At 37.3% G+C, this 830-nt stretch carries 1 protein-coding gene and 1 pseudogene; both read right to left on the bottom strand.

Annotation, left to right across the window (positions count from 1 at the left end; all coding sequences use genetic code 11):
• Positions 1-77, bottom strand: a pseudogene (locus ACFIK8_RS09875) (RNA polymerase-binding protein DksA); the annotation flags it as partial.
• A gap of 288 nt (positions 78-365) precedes the next feature.
• Positions 366-830 (bottom strand): flavin reductase (locus ACFIK8_RS09870; protein ID WP_375669321.1); only part of this gene is annotated, 465 nt, incomplete at its 5' end.

Raw genomic sequence — 830 nt, 5'->3', positions numbered from 1 at the left:
AAATACGCCTTTTGCCGCTCATTCATAAAAGGCTCATCTTCACTAGGGCGATATTGACCATCAATCTCTTCGTTCATTCCATAAAAACCTCCATATATGGTATGTGGGGTCTATATATTGTTCAATATCGATCAACACAAGTGCAAAATGCTTTTTTATAACACTCTAAAAATGTGTTTAAAGTCATTGTTTAGGTCTTCAGTCACTTTTTTGCATAGCATGTATTCTCTTGGAAATAATAACTGATTAGGACTCTTCCATACATCATACGTCTTTTTTCCAGCCATTCTAAAAAACATAAAAATCGTTGAGCTAAAACCCAAACGGACCAACAACAAATCATCTTAGTAAAAAAATAAAAATTTTTATAAAGGTAGAGTATGATATCCACGATTCAAATACATCAAAGCCTCTTTTTCTTGATTACAGTTGATTGCAACAACTTCACCAATCAAAACGTAATGGGTTGCATGCTCGTGCCAACAAATCAAACGACAATCAAATGAAGCTAAAGCATCTGAAAGACTAGGGGCACCAGTCTGCAAAGTCCCCCATTGTGCTATATCAAAACATTCAGTTTCTGTGGAATTGCAGCGCCTGGAAAAAACATCCGCTAGTGGACGATGTTTTCCTGCCAAGCTATTAACACAAAAATTCCCATTTTCCATAAATAACTGATTCTTAGGATTATGGCGCATTAGGCAAACAAGAAGTGTTGGGGGATCATCAGATAAAGAACAACACGCTGAAATTGTCACCCCGCGCCTTCCTTTAATGCCATTTGTTGTCACAATATGCACACCTCCTGCAAAATGACTCATAGCGTCTCG

Source organism: Bartonella sp. MR168JLCBS (genome assembly GCF_042194175.1).
Note: the sequence above shows the minus strand (reverse complement) of the source record. Positions and strands in the feature narration are given on the sequence as shown.